The following is an 18,427-nucleotide window of genomic DNA, read 5'->3' on the forward strand; positions in this document are numbered from 1 at the left end:
AATTACTTTCTTAATGACTCACAAATAAAAATGATGCTAAACTACGCATTTTGAGGTTTAGCACCATTTTTCTCTTTTTACTCCTAAAGACAGGTATTATACACTTTTATGCAAATGTCAACATCAAATCCCAGTTTTTTGTCCCCACCGTCCCCACAGCCCCCACGCCTCCCCAGCCCTTATCCATTCCACCCGCAGCGTGGGAGCGGCACGGACGCCGCTCCAGCCCGCACCTAAGCAGGATGCGAATTGCGGGCGTCAGCGTAGGCAGCCGTCCGGCGCTTGAGGACGCGGTGGAGGGGTGTAGGGGAACATGGACAAGAGCTGTTCCCCGACAGGACCCCGTGAGGCCGCTCACATAGCCCGCTTATAAGGAATACAGCAAAAAAGGCGACAGTAGAAAATAAGTGAAAACCCGCCCAAAGGCTACGGCCTGCCGCCGCTCCGGCATCATGGGGTACGGTTCCTCCGCTTTCCCTCCGGTCCTTCGCTCCGCTACGGAAGCGGACGAATCCGTCCCCAAGATTCCTCCGCTACTTTTATGAAACTTGACAGGCTTTCAAGCCCAAGAAAAGCCACAATGAGGTACACCAGGAAGGCGGGGACACTTCTCATAGGAATGTCCTTTTTCCTTCTAACTATATTTATACCGGCACATTTTCACTTGTATTCATCCCCACAATACTGTCTATAATCCCGATAGCTTTAGCAACTCCATCCTCTGCGCGAACAAGCTCCCCTATCTTTGCAGCTCTCGTTTTCATTTCTTCATCGGTAACTGCTGCCGTTATTGCCTCGGCCAGCTTCTCTGCTGTTAACTTCTTATATGAAATCGGTTCAGGCCCTAGCCCTAACTTTTTTACATAGTATCCCCAGAAAGGTTGGTCTGCAAAGTGTGGTATAATTATTGAAGGAATTCCTGCTCTGAGTCCCGAAGCTGTTGTTCCTGCTCCGCCGTGATGTATGACTGCCGCCATTTTGGGGAATAGCCAATCATGTGGAACATTTTCAATCAAAAATATACTTGAAGGAAGTGAAACACCCTTTCCCAAGCCACCCCAGCCAGATAAAAGGACAGCGCGCTGGCCTGATAGCTCTAAAGCACTGACAATCAATTTCAAAAAATCCTCAGGGCTCTTGTTTGTCATACTTCCAAATCCTATGTAAACCGGCTTGCTTCCTTCAGAAAGGAAGTCTATCAATTCCTGCGGCGGCTGCCACTGTTTGTTGGAATGCAAAAACCAGTAGCCCGTAATATAGTTATTTTCGTCCCAATCTGAGGGCCTTGATATTAATTCCTCACTAAAGGGGTACAGCATAGGAACGTTAAAAGCCTTTTGGCGATTCATCGCAGTAAAAAAAGGCAGTGGTTTTAACCCATATACATTTTTTCTTATATTATTCACAGCCTTTCTGGAAGAAAACCATAGGAACATCTCCATCAATATGTGCCCAGCTTTGTTATAAAACGCTCCCCTGTTCATATTTCTGCTGAAGGCAAAACTGGGAAAATCCTTAGTTGGCGTGTAGGGCTGAAGCCCAACCTCAATACACGGGATATTCAGCTTCTGCGCAACACTATGTCCTATCGCAATGGCGTTTTTATAAATAATGACATCCGCATCTTTGCATGCATCTAAAGCATTATTATACATTTCCGCAAAAAACGTCTTTACCGTTTTTATTCTAAAAGCAGCAAATTTCAATGGATTTCCGCTCTCCACTATTTCCTTTGCCTGTCTCCTCTCCATCAATTTTTGTATATCGTCACACAGCGGAAAAAATTCAATTTTATAGCCTTCGACAAACTCTCTGAAATTGCAGGGGGAACAGAACCGGACAGTGTATCCCGATTCCTTCAGCCCTGCCGCTAATGCCAGAAATGGCTGAATATCCCCTCTCGTCCCTATGGTCAAAACCGAAACCATCATAAAAATACTCCCCTTTTACATTATAATACGGTCGGATTATATGAAATGCATGATAGAGTGAGCTAGTGCCCTGTAGCAAGTATACATTTGATGTTTAAATTTTGCATCTATTATAATAATTTGTAATATTATTACACGCTAATAATATATTAAAAGTAAAAAAAAGTCAATTAAGTTTTCCTCAAAAACGCAAAAACGGGGACACTTCTCAAAAAAACAGGCAACAAAAAGGCTGGGCAAGCCCGATATAACATATGGCCTTGCTGCTTCGTAATCTCCGTTTTTTGAGGAATGTCCCTATTTCCTTTATGCTGTACATACCGGCTTTTGGAAACTTTTTATTAAAATGGGCCCGACACTCTGCAGTACAAAAAGCCTTCGCTTATCAGCTTTTTTCAAAAACTATGGGCCAGTATATATAATCGTCTCTGTCACACGATATCGAATTTATAAATCTGCCGCCGTGTACAGGAAAAGTATATTTATACCAGAGCTCTTTTTTCTCTATCACAATTATGACACGGTTCTCAATAGAATCACTAGGTGCGGCTGCCTTGCACAATTTCTCAAGAACTTTATCAAACCTGGCAGCCTTTCCCCTCTGGTCCTGCTCCTTAACAGCTTCAAACATGGCAGATGCCGCCAGTTCTATGAATTGCTCCTCCGTGAGCCTGCCGCTGAAGTCTGCCTTAACTTTTTCCAGCGCTTCTTCAACTGTCATGGCAGTGGTTACATTGATAATATTTTTACTGTCAATCATGTTTATCCTCCTATCCCATATTCACGTATTTGCAAAGACATCTTTATCCGCCGGTATTTCCAGCCGATGCATATCATAAAACCTTTGCATAGTAAATGTTGCTTTCCTTGACGTACTTATAGTAAAAAGAGTAAGGATTATTGTCTTCAAGAATCTCAATATTGTTTTCAACCGACTCCGGGCAAACGTATGTGATGCGGGTGTTCGCCCTGTCTCCTAAAACATTTGAAAAGCCATCGATATAGTCGGCGAATTTTGCATTTTTATTCTGCACTGTAGCTTCCTCATAGGCTAAATCCATGGCGGCGGCTGCTATAGTAGAAAACTGCTTTTGGGTAATCTTGTGCGGCTTAATATCTTTTTGGCATGCTGCGGCAAAATAGTGTGACCTAAAGTCGTCACTCGGAATTTCAGTATAAAATTCAAAGCCTTTGCTCATTTGCGAAATCCTTGTGATGACGTAGTTATCCGCAACCGATACATAATACCCCTGAAGAATGACATCCTTGGCCTCGCATAGTTTAATCAGTACATCTCTGAATATTTTAATTTTCACTTTCAGAGGGCCTCCTTGCTGCTCCGCACTTTTCATGGCAACAATTGCAAACCTGATAAAGTCATCGTTGTCCATTCCGTTTCCAATTTCCTTTGCTCTTTTCAGTTCTTCTTCCAGTGAAAGAATTTCCCCGGCTTTAGAAATACCATTAGTATTGAGCATAATATACCTCCTAACGATTAATATATGTTTTGTTTTAAGGCTGTAGGTACTATCGCTGCACTTATTTGTTTGTTTTTAGCGTTTACAAAGTCCATGCTATATTATTAAATTCTCTGCCTCACACATAGATTCCTTCAAAATGCAAGCAAAATTTACAATAAATTTCTACATATATAAACAAATAATAAAGAGGGTTAATAATACAACAAAATGCAACAAGCATGGAAGGCAAGGCCTAAACCCGGCAGCCTCAGCCTGAATATGAAAAGACCACGAAGCCAGCTTCCTGCTCCGGGGTTCCTGGTCTATATATAGATGTTCTCATGTGGTATTACTGAGATTATAGTATTGGGGACGCATCTGTTTTTCTGACATGTACAGGGCCTCCTTAAAGCCCTGCTTCAAGCTTGCCTTAAAGCTTACCCCTTTCATAAATTCGTCCCCACCCCCCAGCTCCTTCAATGCTATATTATGTAAAAAATGTGTAATTTTTAAATTAAATCTATTCCCATATATGGTATTTAATGTTACGATATGTAAATAAACTAATTCTAATAAAAAGAGAGGATGAATTAATTATGATTAAAAGAAGTAGGTTTCTGGTAAGCTTGGGTTTGGTATTAGTACTTATACTGTCAAGTACCTTTGGTGCTTTTGCACAGAGCAGCGGGGAAAGTAATGTTGTTCACAGCAAAATAATACCTGTAGTATTAGACTATGATCAGGCCACTAATTCCATTAGCTTAAACTATGACGACATTCTGGATTACAAGCCGATAATGAGTATCGAAGACCCGGATTGTATTATTGAGGCTATGAATCTGGCAGATATTCTTGACGACGCGGTTGAAGTAAAAAACAACAATGCATTTTTTGATTTTCAAAAGGCTATCGATATTGTAAAAGCCAATAAAGGAATATCTGTAGTGGGAATATTAAACAGCAACATTACCAAAAATAATGCAAACTATGTTGAAATGAGTGAAGCTGTAACACAAACTATACTAAGTGTACTTAAAGCAAAAATAGACGACGGGACAAAGAACGTATTTCAAAATCTAATTCAGTCGTGCTATACAGATACCGAAAAAGATGAACAAAAGCACTGGGTTTTATGGTCAAAAAATACCGAGCATCAAAGCCAGTACGTATATCAGCTATTATTTGCCATACAAAATAAAAATACCGGGGCATTCATCTATGCATTACCGTTAGCCTTAACAGTTACGGTTGACAAATCCAAGTCAAAATTCTTGGGAATGACAGTAAAAGACAAGAGTAACTATTCATGCAATATACAAGGACTTCAAATTGTAAAGTTAATGGATAAATATGTGAATGGAGGTAGATAATGATGAGAAAGACAGCATTGGCTATAATCGTTATTTTTACAGTGGGTATGCTGCTGGCCGGTTCGGTTCTGGCAAAAGTCGATACGAATAATTCTACAATCTCCGAGCCCGCAATAAAATCTTATAATACTGATGAATTAACCGATAAAAACCATATTGTCATAAAGGAAAATCAGGATACCCAATATTCTGATAAAATAGCTGACAATATAGCATTATTGCAAAAAAACATCATACACGATACTGATAAATATTTTTTTGACCTTAATAGTATCATAAAAGAATTGAAGGCAAATAAAAAACTAACAGTATCTAACATCTTTAATCAAAAAATCGAAAATAATAATATGAAATACACTGACTTATTAAACAGGGTATATGATACTTTGTATTCACAATACGGCAAGAAGCTCACAGAGTATTCCGAGGAAAGCTTCAACGAGCTGTTGAAGGAGTATTTGAACAAGCCGATAAAGCCCGGTGATACCCTTTCATATACAATTTTAATTGCTATTCAGAACAAAAATACCGGTTTCTTTATCTCATATACGCCTATAAATCTTAAAATCAGTGCCGCATATGATAAAATAGATAAGAAAAAGATCCTGTATACTGCAGATATTCAATCATTAAACTATCTGCAGCTTACAATTGAATAAGGAGGGTTAGTATGAAGCTTTATAATATACATACATTGAAAAATAAAATCAGTAAGCTAATATGTATTATTATTATTTTTAATATACTCTGTACGCCTGCTTGGGCTGTAGGGGCTAACAATGCTAATTTAACGCAGCTGGATCTGGGAGAGGACTTTTTGTTTAAAGCAGATGTCAATGCCGCAAAACATTACTTTGAAATATTCAACGAATTTGACGCTGCAATCAATCAAAGCAGCTTTGACTTCAATAAAGCTCTTCAAATAGCAACCAGTAACGGCATGACACATTCCGGCAGTATCGATAACAGTATAAATCAGGGCTCCGGCAATGTAAATTATGCTGTTTCCCAGATAAATACACTGTTTGAAAGCAGACTGAGCAGCGTTCTGTCCGATAACGCCAGAAATGTTATTTCTAAGGTAATACAGGACACCTTTAATACTCATATAAGTTCCTCGAATTACATCATCTATAGTTCAAAATCCGGGAGTGAAAACTCTTACCTTTTTAAGGTTTTAGCAGGCTCTGTTGCAATAAGCGGTAATCAGTCAACATTAACCTTAGTTCCAATTGAAATTAACGTTCATGTAAAAGTAAAAGTAAAGAAGGTCCTTTTTGTTACTGTTAAGAAAACCAAAGATTATGATGTGCATATTAAGGCACAATCATACAAAAAGACACTTACTTTATAAATACGCGCGCTAAGAAGGAGATTGAAAAGGCAATTTAGCCCTTTTAATCTCCTTTTTTAGTTAGCCCGAAAGTAACTATGGGCCAGTATATATAATCGTCTCTGTCACACGACACCGGATGTATAAATCTACCCCGTGTACAGTAAAAACAGGACCGTCCCCATTTAGCTCTATTCTCTTTCTTCTACCCGTGCTTCTTAATACTGGCTCAGTTCAAACGCCTTGCCCATGAACAGTATATTGCCTTTTCCCTCATCCGCAATCACAAATATAAACGGCCTGGTTGCTATAAATTCGTTGTCCGGCGGAGGTGTGCTTCCAAATAAAACACCCGCTGTTATGGCGGCAGCCTCCGTACCATTTTCATTCACTTCAATCAATGCCTTATGATTTATCCGGCTGATAAAAATTCCAGGCGCTATCCCGGAAAAATTCGCTCCCGGTAAAAATGCCTCTTCCATTCCAAGCGCAGCCAATGCATTATTAAGAGATATCTCCCCATACTCGATCTTAAAGCGCGGCAATATGAGCTTCACATCCTCCGTATTCTCGATGCTCTGCCTTATTTGATTCCACTTTTGGGTATTTAAGCTGATTATATAATCATTAATAGACACGCCATCGTCAGGAAGTATGCAGTACATTGCCGTACTGCCGCTGCCATATGGAAGCCTTATTGCCTTATAGTCCTCGCCTTGCCCGTAATCCATGGTATCCGTCTTTTTCATATATACAATACTTTTGTATTCATTTTTTCCCGTCCTGAAGTTACCGTTAAAGGAGAGAGTTTCATCAAAAACATTCGTCCATCGTCCCTTAAAATATAGTGCGTTAATTAGATACATGACTGTCTGGCTTGGTATGGGAGCATTCAGCATTTGCGGTATCATTCCGTTTGTTGCATTTGCTACCCATGAATTTATCGTGTTTATCGCACCGTGACTTCCGAAATCAATTGCCTCGACATGTGAATTGAAAATATTCCTGTTGATTTGCAGAAAGCTGCTGTTTATGTTAAATCTGTTCCTATACCATATTGAGTTGCTTATGCCTAGATTTACATCGGGATCGATATTTCTTAAGTATGGGAGAAGGCTGCCGTAGGCCCGGTTTATGGTATTGATGTCAAGTCCGTTGTATCTCATGGCTGTTTCCATTTCTCCCCTTGTGGAGCCTCCCGCCCCCTGATAAACCATTGAAAGAGCTGTGGAAATACTCAGTGGGGATATCAAAACATTCTTTTCAGAATCCTCCAGATTTATTGCTTTGAAAATATCAAAAGCAAAATCTGTATTGGCCTTAATTACTTTTTTTACATCATTTTCCACAGAACTGAACAGAGCTGTTTCAGACTTTGCAGAATCAAATGAGCTGATTTTCTTGCTGTTATCAATTTGACTCTTCAGCTGCTGACTGTCGGCTACAGAAGCAGAAAAACCCGATGAGGCTGAAAAAACAAGGGTGAACGAAATAATCATACATGGCAGCAGCCTGCTTAATTTCCTTTTAAGCATAATAAAACCTCCATATCTAATAATTTTCGCTATAATATATTGTAATTCTAGGCAATTTAATCTACGCTATATAAACATTCTATATTTTTCAATAAATATCCTCTATATTTTTAAAAAAACCGAAGAACAAGCAGGGAAGAACAAGCAGGGACGGTTCTTGACTTGCGCTATTTTTTGCTCAAGATTCTGCTCACCCTTGATTCACTTATGCCCCCAAAAAGCTTACCCAGCTCCTTCAACATACAATAAGCATGCACCAGAAAGCCATATTTGCTTTTCATTCGCTCAAACGTTTCTAAAAATCTCAATTTATCACTATCGCACAGGAATATATTCTTTCTCTCATTTCCTCGATGAATAACATGGTAAGTTGAAAATTCCCCTTTTACTCTTGCCTGTCTTGGCATTTATGTCACCTCCGTTTCATTCTATCCGTTTGATTTTATAATAGCAAATAGAGCAAGTCAAGAACCGTCCCTACTTGTTTGTTCAATAATTGGGAGTAATCGGTCGGTTGCAAGATTCCCCAGCTCTGTAACAGGTATATCAAACAGCCAATAGTCCCCTGTAGCGTGGTTTTCACCATTGCACCACACATTCAGTGTGCCGCCGTCGCTAAAGTAAAATTGCGCTGCAAATTCGGAGGTGTCAATGCTCTCCGCAAGCTTTTTATATGCCCCTGCTTTGAGCTCTTGGGGCATTTCACCCTCCACGCCCGCAGCCGCAAATCCGAGCTTGCCGTCAAGCACCATCTGTTTAAAAGTATTTTTATTGTTTATAAAATCCCACAGCTTCCCTGCATCCTTATCTCCGGTAGTCAAGCTGAAAATCTGTGTCCGTATTGAATTTACGGGATAAGCCGCTCCCTTAGTATACGCGGTGTTATATGTCCGTATACTAAGCAAATCGCCGCCTACCACTTCAAAAACAGGCATTATGTTGTATGTGGTGTCTTTCTCAGCAGACGAAGTCGGCGAAATGCAGAAATCTTTTAATTTCCCGTTCAGCTTTCCTTGTACAGCACTGTCTGCTAAACCGCTTACTTCAACATAACGTGCCTGAGTTTCGTCATCGCCGTAGTTTTCAACTGTTTTATAGTCAAAAGACACATTGCCTGAAGGCTCTTTTGCAGGAGCGGCTTCGTCATTTTCCTTGCCAACGCTTGAGCTGATATCAAGAACAGAGCCATCTTCTCCGTATTTGTACAGCCCGGCCGTGGTCTTTTCTCCGGTTGTAATTACCGCAAAGGTTCTCGTAGCATCCGGATAGTCTGCGTTATGGTCGATCCAGGTTCCTTCATTTATATAGTATTTTCCGTTATTCATTGCGGTATATTGGGGCACATGGGTATGCCCGAACACAACCACATCCACGTTTTCGTCGGGGTTCTCCAGATACTGTGTCCTTGCCTGTTTGAAAAAGTAATCCCAGTCCAGCGTTCCGGAAACTGCCTCAATGAAGCTGTTGGGTACCTTAACCTTATTAATTTTCTGACGCTCCTCCCATGTGCGCTGAATATTCTTAAACAGCACCGGTGCGGAAATTGTTCCGTCCGCCTGCTGAGCCGGATAGAAATCCAGATAGGTATATGCATCGTCAAATCCAGAGATGTGCATATCAAATATTTTCTCGTCAAGACTCTCATTAGGCGTCATGCGCGCAGAAATGTTCTTGAGAAGGGAGTAATAAATATAAGCTCCGTACTGGTCTGTGTCGGATTTGTCAGGCAGCTTCGTTACCACCGGAAGATTCTTTTCAACCTTTGGACATCCCTCCAGCACCCATGTCGCGGCATAGCGTGCGTAGAAATAGCCTGCCGGAAGGATAGTGTCGTCATTCCCGCACAGCTTCGCGTTGGTGACGGTGTCCGGAGCGGAAAAAATATCATAACGATGTCCGTGTTCAATTGCTATTTCGTTGCGGTCGCCTGTGTAATAGGTCCCAAGCCCTTTGGCATCTCTGATCTGTACGATTTTGGGAATAGCCTCCTGTAAAACAGCGTTATCCTGCGTCATGTCATGATTTCCGGGTATGTAGACAAGCTTTATGCCGCTGTTTGTCACCTTATTCAGTTCGTCGATAACGCGCTGATTGTTTGCAATTACATCCTTGTAAAACTTACCCTGATCTGTATAGCTGGGGTAATAAACGGGCAAAAACCACTCATCCAGAAAATCACCGTCAATCACCAACTCCCTCACATCTGTTGTTCTTTGCAGCCGCTGCAAAAACTCAATCAGCAGAGGGCGGTTTTTCACCATTTCGGCATAGCTGTCGTCAATTCCAATATGGATATCGCTTATGACAACGATCTTGTTTCTTGTACCCCCGGCATCCCACAAAGCTGTGGCACCTTTCGGCGTGTCTGACACTGATGCATCGGTATTCGTCGAGCAGCCGATGGTGATCAAAGCCAAAGAAATTAACATACCGGCCACCAGCAGCAAAGAGAGAATTTTTGTTTTCATGTTCGTTTCCTCCTATAATTCGATAATATTTTACAAAATTCTACTCTTAGAATAACCCCCAAAAAAGAAAAAATGAGCCTTTACACTTAAAAGTCTCATTTTTACACTTAAAAAACTTATGTTATGTTAAATTAACTCTTGACAAACAGCATTTGCCTTATTCTCAAACCAAAATGCGTACCCGAAAAACACTGTTTTCGATTTTATATATCAGCTCGCCGTCATATGCAACGTGATCTAAGGGGGTATAACTGCTTATCATTTTATTAAATCGATTCCTTTTTGCAAGGTTTTCACACCAATAGCCCCCTCTGCCCCTGTTACAATATAACCGTCTTTGTCAATAAATATCGTTGTAGGTATGGACGCTATGCCGTATTTACTTACCGCATCCTGTTTTGTATCAAAGTATACAGGAAACGAAAAGCCCTGATCCTTTACATACTGCGCGCCCTTTTCTTTTGTTTCGCGCTGCCCGTCCGCAAGATCCACCATCATAAATGTGATATCCTCTCCAACTTCCTCATATACCTCGTTAAATTCAGGCATTTTACTCTTACATGGAGGGCACCAGCTTGCCCAAAAGTTCAGCACTATAGGCTTGCCAAATAAGTCCGACAGATTCACAGAATTGCCATCCGCATCCAAAACCGTAAAATCAGGCGCTTTCATTTCTTCTTTTTCCGCGTCCTGATTTGTTTGAGAGCCTTCTTGGGTGTTTTGAGTAACGCCGATATAGCATGTAGCGTTGCTGCTCAATAATCTCCATTTTTTTAGGAATGTCCCCGTTTCTCTCTTTTTTGAGGAATGTCCCCATTGAGGAATGTCCCCGTTTCTTGCTTCATTCAATAAATTTTAATAAAACTTATTGATAACTTTAATATTTCTAAGTTTTTCGAATATTTTTATTTAATATGGCAGGTGATATATTTATACAGGTGATGTATAATTTATAAAAACAGGGCACATATGCCCTCTTTTAGGTACTTTTAGCGAAACAAGCAGCACCATATATAAAATAAATCATTTCTTCCACAGGATGTGATGGATAGATTTTACTGCAAGGCCGCTATGAAATACCTTTATATTGAAAGGAGCTGAGACGATTTTGAGCATAACGGAGCTGTCTATTAAAAGACCAGCAGCGGTTGTAATGGTTGTAATTTTAATTTTGAGCCTTGGAGCAATAGGATATTTAAATCTGGGTGCAGACCTTCTGCCTTCAAATAATATTCCCATTATAACAATTGTGACGGCCTATCAGGGCGCCGGGGTTGAGGAAGTGGAAAAGCAGGTAATAAAGCCGATTGAGGATGCTGTATGCGGGTTGAGCGGTATAGACTCCATACGCTCCATTTCCGGCGTGGGGTATGGGTATTCTATTATTACATTTTCAATGGAAACCAACATGGAGCAAGCGTTCATGGACATACAGCAGGCATTGGGGGATATTTCTGACAAGCTTCCCGACGAAGCCTCTAAGCCGATATTGAAAAAAGTGGACAATAATTCCGAAGCAATCATGATGCTTACTGTTTCGGGAGACGCACCGTATGAAGAGCTGTACTATCAGTCCGATAACCTTAAAAAGGAGCTCGAAAAGCTTAAGGGAGTGGGAAATGTAAGTATGCAGGGGGCACTTCAAAAGGAACTTTCGGTAAATGTTGACAAGGCCGCTCTCGATTATTACGGCCTGAATATAAATGCCATTGTCAACAGGCTCCTCTCCGAAAATCTCAACGGCCCCGCCGGGAAAATAGAGCAGGGCGTAAAAATACAGACTCTTAGGGTAATAGGTGAATTTGACAGCATAAGCGAGATTGAAAGCTTAAGAATATTCACTCCCAGAGGCGGAATAATCCGCCTGGCAGATGTGGCCGACATAGAATTTGCTCCTCCCGATCAGGATAGAATAATCAGGCTGAACCAGCAGCAGTCAATAGGTCTATTTATCCAAAAGCAGAGTGATGCAAACATAGTGGAAACTATCGACAGAATAAAAAAGGAGCTTGATAGCTTTAAGCAGGGACTTCCAGAGGGAATTGAAATAACAGTTGCCACAGATGGCGGAAGCTTTATTAACTCCACGCTTAGCGAGGTAAAAAAGAATCTTATAGAGGGCATTATCACGACCTGCATTGTTATGCTTCTTTTCTTAAGAAGCTGGCGTTCCTCCCTTATTGTTCTTGTATCTATTCCCACATCACTAATTGCAACCTTTTTCATGATGTATGTGCTGGGCTTTACCTTAAACATTATGTCTCTGGTAGCGTTATCCTTATGTATAGGTATTCTTGTTGACGACTCGATAGTGGTGCTGGAAAACATACAAAGGCATTTAAAGATGGGGAAGAATCCAATGAAGGCTGCCCTTGAAGGCAGAAAGGAAATTGGAATGGCGGCTATTGCAATAACGCTTTGCGATGTTGTCGTATTCGGGCCTGTTGCGTTTATGTCGGGAATGATAGGGCAGTTTTTTAAGGAATTCGGACTTACAGTGGTAAGCGCAACCCTGTTTTCACTTGTGGTATCCTTCACGCTCACCCCGGTGCTGGCATCAAGACTTTTAAAGTCAAATCAGCCCGGTGGCTCTGAAGAAACTTTAAATGCAAAGAAAAAAGGCGTTTTCTCAAAATTTGTGGAGCGGTTGTCGGAATATTACGGAGGGCTCCTTTCCTGGTCGCTTAATAACCGCTGGAAGGTAATTTGCGTTGTAGCCGCGGGTATTGCCGCATCCTGTATGCTGATCCCCCTTAAATTCATAAGTACGGAATTTCTTCCCGCCACAGACCAGGGCGCGCTGACGTTAAATGTGTCACTTACTCCCGGAACAAGCCTTGAGCAGACGGACGATAAAATAAAGCTTGTTGAAAACTACTTAAAGGAGCTTCCCGGGGTAAAAAACTTTCTGTCAACAGTCGGACAGGAGGACGACAGCTCTACCGGGAAGATAGCCGTAAATCTCGTGGATAAAAACAGCCGTAAAAAAAGCCAGAGTCAGATGGCAAAGGAAATAAGGGCATGGGGCAAAGCTATTCCGGGTATTGACTTCTCGGTAATCGAGGCCAGCATTGTAGGCGTTACCTCTATCGATGGCGCAAAGCCTGTTGTGCTTAATATTACCGGGTCCGACTCAGAGGTACTCCGCCAGTTGTCGGGTGATATAGAGAAGGCTGTGAGATCCATACCCGGAATAACGGATGTCAGCAACTCCTCCAAATCGTCGATCAGTGAATTTTATGTTGATGTAGACCACCTTGCGGCATCGGAATACGGAATAACAGCCGCCGACATAGCAGGCACTCTGAGAACTGCCGTTAACGGCACACAGGCAGGGGTATTCCGCAAAGACGGAGACCAATACGATATTATGGTAAAATTTAAAGAAGGCCAGATTGTAACGTCGGATGAAATAGGCTCTGTAAAAATAGTAGGCGCCTCGGGGCGGGAAATATATTTAGACCAGGTTGCATCCATAGGCATTACCGATGCTCCGCAGGAGCTTATGCGTCAGGATCGCAGAAATATGGTTTCTGTCTCCGCCAACATAGAAGGAAGAGCTCTGGGCTCGGTAAACAAGGACATACAAAATGAGCTTAAAGAAATAGACCTCCCCAGAGGCTATGAAATAAAATTTGGAGGAGATCAGTCCAACATGGCCGACTCCTTTGATTCGCTTATAAAAGCGCTAATTGCATCAGTTCTTCTTGTGTATATGATACTTGTTGTTTTATACGAGTCCTTTATGACTCCCCTGATACGTATGCTATCTCTCCCGTGCGGTATAATAGGCGCGCTTGCCTCACTTGCCCTGACAGGCAACTCCCTTAACACGGTAACACTTATAGGCCTTATAATGCTCGACGGGCTTGCGTCTAAGAACGGCACTCTTTTAATTGATTACACAAATACCCTTATGAAAAAAGGAATGCCTCTAAAAGCGGCTCTTTTGCAGTCTGGAAAAACCCGTTTAAAGCCTATACTTATGACAAGCATTACCATGATTGTAGGAATGCTGCCCGCCGCACTTGCTATAGGAGAAGGAAGCGAGATTAAATCGGGTATGGCAATCGCATTGATAGGGGGAATGATAACCTCCACACTGCTCTCCCCCATTCTTCTTCCTGTCGTATATACAATGATGGATGATGCTAAAGCAATTTTTTCCCGGAAGTCCGGCCCTGAGAAAATCACATTGGAGGTGCAATAAAATGAATTTTTTTAAAAAGAACAAGCTGCTGTGCATAGCTATATCGGTTATATCGCTGACATCCATGACAGGCTGCGGGCAGCAAGCCCCCTCATCGGCTCCCGTCGTCAAGAATGTCAGTGCATTGCAGGTATCTGCCGGCTCCATAGCCACAAGCGTTGATTACGCGGGAAAGCTTAAGCCTCTCAAGGAGATTCCTGTTGCCTCAAAGCTTCCCGGCACGGTAGAATCGGTTAATTATGATGTTGGTATGGAGGTAAGGGAGGGAGATATTCTTTTCACAATTGACCCAAAAGAGGTACAGGCGCAATATGATCAGTCTAAGGCAGCGGTAAACAGCGCGGAGACCAATCTCACACTGACCTCCGAGTCGACAATTGCGCAGCAGATATTGCAGGCGGAGAAGGCATTGGCTCAGGCACAGATTCAATATGATGATGCTGCAGAGCTGTATGGCAAGATGGCAGAGCTATACGGATCAAACTCGGCAAGCAGGCAGGATATGGATAAATCCAAATCGGCAATGGACGCCGCCCTTATACAGCTTAACACAGCCAAAAACTTTTTAGAGCTGCTTAATAACAAGGTGGGCCCACAGTCTGCCGCCGTCGCCTCAGCACAGCTTGAGCAGTCAAAGGCTGCCCAAAAGCAATCCTCAATACGGCTTGACAATACATCGGTAGCTTCTCCTATTTCGGGCAGGGTTTCGGCCCGTAGCATTGATGCGGGACAGCTTTTATCCGCAGGCATCCCCGTTTTTACCATTATTGACAGCTCGGCCTACTTAGCAGAGGTGAATGTGTCCAACGCCATAGTTTCCAGAATTTTGGCAGGCCAAAAGGTGTCTGTAAAGGCAGGAGGAGCCTCTGAGTCTGTGTACGGAGGAGTTGTTGATACAATAAGCCCCTCGGCAGATCCCCAGACTCATACATATACCGTTAAGGTTAAAATACAAAACACATCCCCTGATTTGATTCCGGGGATGCTGGTGAAGGTCAATTTTACAGTGGATAGCAGGAATAACATTATAATTGTGCCTAATGAAGCTGTTGTGAGCGAGAACGGAGTACAATATGTATATGTGGTTAAAGACAATAAGATTGTTAAAAGGCTTGTGAGTACAGGCATATCCGACGAAAAATCCTGGGAAATAACAGACGGCATTAAAGCAGGAGAATATGTGGTAACAGAGGGTCAGAGCTTTTTAAATGAGGGAGACAGCGTGAATATATCGTAAACGAAGGCGGCAAATGGCTTTGATCGAGCCTATTGAAAAAATCAAGACGGCAATTGATGTTATGAAGAATTGCGGCCTTACAATTTAATATTTATAACCTCCTCCTTAAAAATTAACAATATTTTAACCTTATTTAATAACTAAAGACATAAAATTTAGGTAATATGTATTTTAAGGGAGGTAAAATGTATGCTCGATATTAAGAACATCTGCACTCTTAAGGACTTTATTGAAAATGATGAATACGTAATAAGGGATATAGTTGACTGTAATGCGTATAGTGCCCTGTATTTCAATCTTATAGGGGCATACCGTTCATACAACTGTTATACGGAGAGTTCGGATGTAATAGACTATGTTCTTTTAATGGATTAACACCATGCGGTACTAATTCATATCAAAAAATAACACAAATTAAAAGGAGCTCACTTTTTTAGAAATGCTCCTTTTAATTTGTTTACAGTTTAAGCCTGCATTGCATCCATTATTTCAATTTTTGAAATAGTCTCATTTTCCTTATCCGAGTATTATATTCAAAAAGCACGCCTTCTAAACTGCTTCCGTCAAAAATGGCTTATACTCAAAGTGGGGGCTTGAATCAACAATATATTGGAATGCAACTCTGTCTACACGAGCTTCCAAATTGTCAATAAGCATCACTTTGCGCGGCATAGTCAATGAACACTGCCAGCTTTCAAGCGTAATCTCTTCAAAAATCCGAATAAATGTAAAAAGGTTGAGCTCATTGTATCCCTCTTCAAGGTCTGGGGGAATATCAAGCACTACCTCCGGGAACACATATCCTTGGCCTTCCGGCACATTGTCACACATATAATTTTCACACGAGGCCTTGCTTATTTCAAGGACCGTCCCCACAGAGTGATAATATTTATCCGTGTATACGTCCATGCTCGTCATGCGATCTATGTTTTTTTTCTGATTTAACAGCACCGCCTCAATTTTTACAGTCTGAGGTATAAATACCCCCTCGCTGTGCATCTGCGGAAGCAGGTTCATGGTTATTGCAACATGGGGCTCCTTTTGAAGTGCGTTTTGCATGGTTTCAGTAATAACCATATGTATTGTCCCGCCGCCTTCATACTTATATTTTACCGCATCGCACATAACTATCTCTCTTACGTATTCCCCGGCACCTAATGCCTCAATGGTATTCTTTAAAATACTCACGCTCTCAGGATTGATTTCAAGAAAAGTAAAATTAATTTCACGGGGAGTAAATACTGTCGTCATGGGCATTGCCAGAGCAGCAAACGGCCCCGTGCCGGCATAAACTATATGAATAGTCTCACCCGGAAATTTCTTTTGGGCTGCTATTATGCCATTATATATCCCCCTGATAAAATTTTTTGTCCTCATTAGCTCCTTAATGCACGCCGCAGCCCAGAATGGGCCTATTGCCTTACCATAGGGAAGATATATATCCTCCTTGCTTATGTCTTCACACTCACCGAGTTCTGATGCCTCCAGAAACAGATCATACATCCGTATCACAGTCTCTCTAATCTCACCATAGTTATCTTCAGGCTCCAGCAGAACGCTTGTTATCTTTTCCATCTCGTCTCTGTATCGACACATTCCTATCATTCCTATTCAAGTAAAATTTATATGGAAATTATATAGTAAAATCCTCTGACCGTCTATAGAAAATGTCTATAAAGATGACAAATTTGTTATAGGGAATTAACCTGTTTCACTACTCATTTTTATCATGACAGTTTATAGAATAAAATTTATAATTGCCTGTACAGCCAATATAAAAGCCAAGGCTCCGTTCACAATTATAAAGTTTTTAACAGATAATACAAAGGTATCCTCCTTTATCTGTTTTTCATAGAATATCCTTATATTTTTCCCCACGGGTATAATAGTGACAAGCACAAGCATTAAAATCAGAGATACCGCTCCAAGCACCACAAGCGCTGCCAGAGCCGAGTACCCTATGCAGTACAGTATTGTGAAAAGCTTCAGAGAGTTATCTCTTCCAATAAAAATCGGCAAGGTGTATCTCTTATTTTCGGTGTCATCTTCAATGTCGCAAATATTATTTGCCAGCATAATGTTGGCAATCCCTGTTACAGAAGGTACGGATATTAAGACTATATATAACATCTCCTGCACATTCATTTCAAAGCTCATGGTTTTGCCCTGAAGCATTATATTAAGCAGTTCCCCGTCGAACGCATGTATATATATAGCTATAAAAGGAATTATAAATCCCATAAACACACCGGAAAAAATTTCCCCAAAGGGTGTTCGGGATATGGGGACAGGCCCGAAGGAATACAGTATCCCTATAACAAAGGACGCGGATCCCAATGCAAGAACTACGATGTTTGTACTCACAAATAATAAAAAGCCCAACACCGCAGCCACTGAAAAAAGCACTGCAATGATACTCAAAACCCATGACTCTTTAAGGCTATCCCTCACTATTGCATTATGGCTCTCGTAGCCATACCCATGCCTTTTATTTGCCTTTCTAAAATCCTGATAGTTGTTTATAGTTGTAACGGTCATATCAATACACATAAGGGAACCGAACATAAGCAGAAAATTTTTAAGGCTGAAGGCATTGAACCGGTATAGGGCATAAAAAGTACCCGATAAAAAGGGAATAACGCTGGCTACCTTGGTTTGTATCTCCACCAGCTTCAGAAAACTTACAAAAGACATCATCCTTCTCCTTTCTTAGAAATGCCCCCCCAATGTTATTTTGCCCATTCGGGGGACATTTCTCACAAATTAGCAAAACTTTTCAAAAATTTACTTAAAACCTCTTTACCAAACGCATGTTCTGTGTTAAAATATAGGAAATAGTATATTAAGGAGTCAAATATGCCCAGAAAATCCCGTGAAAAGCAC

15 protein-coding genes are annotated in these 18,427 nt (G+C 41.3%); 6 read left to right on the forward strand and 9 right to left on the reverse strand.

Going from position 1 to position 18,427, the window contains the following annotated elements; all coding sequences use genetic code 11:
- Nucleotides 1–644: 644 nt before the first annotated feature.
- From DFR58_RS20845 to DFR58_RS20855, 3 genes are all read right to left on the reverse strand, one after another.
- Nucleotides 645–1,931 carry a glycosyltransferase gene (locus DFR58_RS20845; RefSeq protein ID WP_114300281.1) on the reverse strand — a complete coding sequence of 429 codons (1,287 nt, stop codon included), beginning with the start codon at nt 1,929–1,931 and terminating at the stop codon, nt 645–647.
- A gap of 385 nt (nt 1,932–2,316) precedes the next feature.
- Nucleotides 2,317–2,691 carry a hypothetical protein gene (locus tag DFR58_RS20850; protein WP_114300283.1) on the reverse strand — a complete coding sequence of 125 codons (375 nt, stop codon included), beginning with the start codon at nt 2,689–2,691 and terminating at the stop codon, nt 2,317–2,319.
- 73 nt (nt 2,692–2,764) lie between these two features.
- Complete coding sequence (locus DFR58_RS20855) at nt 2,765–3,409, reverse strand: hypothetical protein (protein WP_114300285.1); 645 nt, start codon at nt 3,407–3,409, stop codon at nt 2,765–2,767.
- 578 nt (nt 3,410–3,987) lie between these two features.
- On the opposite strand from DFR58_RS20855, the gene DFR58_RS20860 reads away from it, so the two are divergent.
- The 3 genes from DFR58_RS20860 to DFR58_RS20870 are packed head-to-tail and all read left to right on the forward strand — an operon-like array spanning nt 3,988 to nt 6,115.
- Complete coding sequence (locus tag DFR58_RS20860) at nt 3,988–4,761, forward strand: hypothetical protein (protein ID WP_170138268.1); 774 nt, start codon at nt 3,988–3,990, stop codon at nt 4,759–4,761.
- A complete protein-coding gene (locus tag DFR58_RS20865) occupies nt 4,761–5,420 on the forward strand; it encodes a hypothetical protein (protein WP_114300289.1) in 660 nt (219 codons plus the stop codon). The genes DFR58_RS20860 and DFR58_RS20865 overlap by 1 nt, the downstream gene beginning before the upstream one ends.
- Before the next feature lie 11 nt (nt 5,421–5,431).
- A complete protein-coding gene (locus DFR58_RS20870; protein WP_114300291.1) occupies nt 5,432–6,115 on the forward strand; it encodes a hypothetical protein in 684 nt (227 codons plus the stop codon).
- A gap of 197 nt (nt 6,116–6,312) precedes the next feature.
- Here DFR58_RS20870 and DFR58_RS20875 read toward each other — a convergent pair whose 3' ends face one another.
- The 4 genes from DFR58_RS20875 to DFR58_RS20890 all read right to left on the reverse strand — a co-directional run bounded on the left by DFR58_RS20875 (nt 6,313) and on the right by DFR58_RS20890 (nt 10,946).
- Nucleotides 6,313–7,629 carry a serpin family protein gene (locus DFR58_RS20875; protein WP_114300293.1) on the reverse strand — a complete coding sequence of 439 codons (1,317 nt, stop codon included), beginning with the start codon at nt 7,627–7,629 and terminating at the stop codon, nt 6,313–6,315.
- Nucleotides 7,630–7,796: 167 nt separating this feature from the next.
- On the reverse strand, nt 7,797–8,036 hold the full coding sequence (locus DFR58_RS20880; RefSeq protein ID WP_114300295.1) for a hypothetical protein: 240 nt from the start codon (nt 8,034–8,036) through the stop codon (nt 7,797–7,799).
- 57 nt (nt 8,037–8,093) lie between these two features.
- Complete coding sequence (locus tag DFR58_RS20885; protein ID WP_114300297.1) at nt 8,094–10,097, reverse strand: metallophosphoesterase; 2,004 nt, start codon at nt 10,095–10,097, stop codon at nt 8,094–8,096.
- 258 nt (nt 10,098–10,355) lie between these two features.
- Complete coding sequence (locus tag DFR58_RS20890) at nt 10,356–10,946, reverse strand: TlpA family protein disulfide reductase (protein ID WP_242987767.1); 591 nt, start codon at nt 10,944–10,946, stop codon at nt 10,356–10,358.
- 259 nt (nt 10,947–11,205) lie between these two features.
- Here DFR58_RS20890 and DFR58_RS20895 point away from each other — a divergent pair, with 259 nt between their 5' ends.
- The 3 genes from DFR58_RS20895 to DFR58_RS20905 all read left to right on the forward strand — a co-directional run bounded on the left by DFR58_RS20895 (nt 11,206) and on the right by DFR58_RS20905 (nt 15,919).
- Entirely contained in the window at nt 11,206–14,307 is a 3,102-nt protein-coding gene (locus tag DFR58_RS20895) for an efflux RND transporter permease subunit (protein WP_114300299.1), read from the forward strand.
- A gap of 1 nt (nt 14,308) precedes the next feature.
- Complete coding sequence (locus DFR58_RS20900) at nt 14,309–15,544, forward strand: efflux RND transporter periplasmic adaptor subunit (RefSeq protein WP_170138269.1); 1,236 nt, start codon at nt 14,309–14,311, stop codon at nt 15,542–15,544.
- Nucleotides 15,545–15,733: 189 nt separating this feature from the next.
- Nucleotides 15,734–15,919: a hypothetical protein gene (locus DFR58_RS20905; protein ID WP_114300304.1), complete on the forward strand. Its 186-nt coding sequence runs from the start codon at nt 15,734–15,736 to the stop codon at nt 15,917–15,919.
- Nucleotides 15,920–16,093: 174 nt separating this feature from the next.
- Here DFR58_RS20905 and DFR58_RS20910 read toward each other — a convergent pair whose 3' ends face one another.
- Both DFR58_RS20910 and DFR58_RS20915 read right to left on the reverse strand, forming a co-directional pair.
- On the reverse strand, nt 16,094–17,140 hold the full coding sequence (locus DFR58_RS20910) for an SAM-dependent methyltransferase (protein ID WP_147273229.1): 1,047 nt from the start codon (nt 17,138–17,140) through the stop codon (nt 16,094–16,096).
- Between the two features lie 141 nt (nt 17,141–17,281).
- Nucleotides 17,282–18,241 (reverse strand): 1,4-dihydroxy-2-naphthoate polyprenyltransferase, encoded by a 960-nt coding sequence (locus tag DFR58_RS20915; RefSeq protein ID WP_242987769.1) that lies wholly within the window; start codon nt 18,239–18,241, stop codon nt 17,282–17,284.
- Nucleotides 18,242–18,427 lie beyond the last annotated feature (186 nt).

Source organism: Anaerobacterium chartisolvens (genome assembly GCF_003337415.1).
In the GTDB taxonomy this organism is placed as follows: Bacteria; Bacillota; Clostridia; order Acetivibrionales; family DSM-27016; genus Anaerobacterium; species Anaerobacterium chartisolvens.

Excerpts from the sequence above, each read along its gene's own strand:
- DFR58_RS20845 (WP_114300281.1), bottom strand. The coding sequence starts at position 1,931 with ATGATGGTTTCGGTTTTGACCATAGGGACGAGAGGGGATATTCAGCCA.
- DFR58_RS20850 (WP_114300283.1), bottom strand. The coding sequence starts at position 2,691 with ATGATTGACAGTAAAAATATTATCAATGTAACCACTGCCATGACAGTT.
- DFR58_RS20855 (WP_114300285.1), bottom strand. The coding sequence starts at position 3,409 with ATGCTCAATACTAATGGTATTTCTAAAGCCGGGGAAATTCTTTCACTG.
- DFR58_RS20860 (WP_170138268.1), top strand. The coding sequence starts at position 3,988 with ATGATTAAAAGAAGTAGGTTTCTGGTAAGCTTGGGTTTGGTATTAGTA.
- DFR58_RS20865 (WP_114300289.1), top strand. The coding sequence starts at position 4,761 with ATGATGAGAAAGACAGCATTGGCTATAATCGTTATTTTTACAGTGGGT.
- DFR58_RS20870 (WP_114300291.1), top strand. The coding sequence starts at position 5,432 with ATGAAGCTTTATAATATACATACATTGAAAAATAAAATCAGTAAGCTA.
- DFR58_RS20875 (WP_114300293.1), bottom strand. The coding sequence starts at position 7,629 with ATGCTTAAAAGGAAATTAAGCAGGCTGCTGCCATGTATGATTATTTCG.
- DFR58_RS20880 (WP_114300295.1), bottom strand. The coding sequence starts at position 8,036 with ATGCCAAGACAGGCAAGAGTAAAAGGGGAATTTTCAACTTACCATGTT.
- DFR58_RS20885 (WP_114300297.1), bottom strand. The coding sequence starts at position 10,097 with ATGAAAACAAAAATTCTCTCTTTGCTGCTGGTGGCCGGTATGTTAATT.
- DFR58_RS20900 (WP_170138269.1), top strand. The coding sequence starts at position 14,309 with ATGAATTTTTTTAAAAAGAACAAGCTGCTGTGCATAGCTATATCGGTT.
- DFR58_RS20905 (WP_114300304.1), top strand. The coding sequence starts at position 15,734 with ATGCTCGATATTAAGAACATCTGCACTCTTAAGGACTTTATTGAAAAT.
- DFR58_RS20910 (WP_147273229.1), bottom strand. The coding sequence starts at position 17,140 with ATGTGTCGATACAGAGACGAGATGGAAAAGATAACAAGCGTTCTGCTG.
- DFR58_RS20915 (WP_242987769.1), bottom strand. The coding sequence starts at position 18,241 with ATGATGTCTTTTGTAAGTTTTCTGAAGCTGGTGGAGATACAAACCAAG.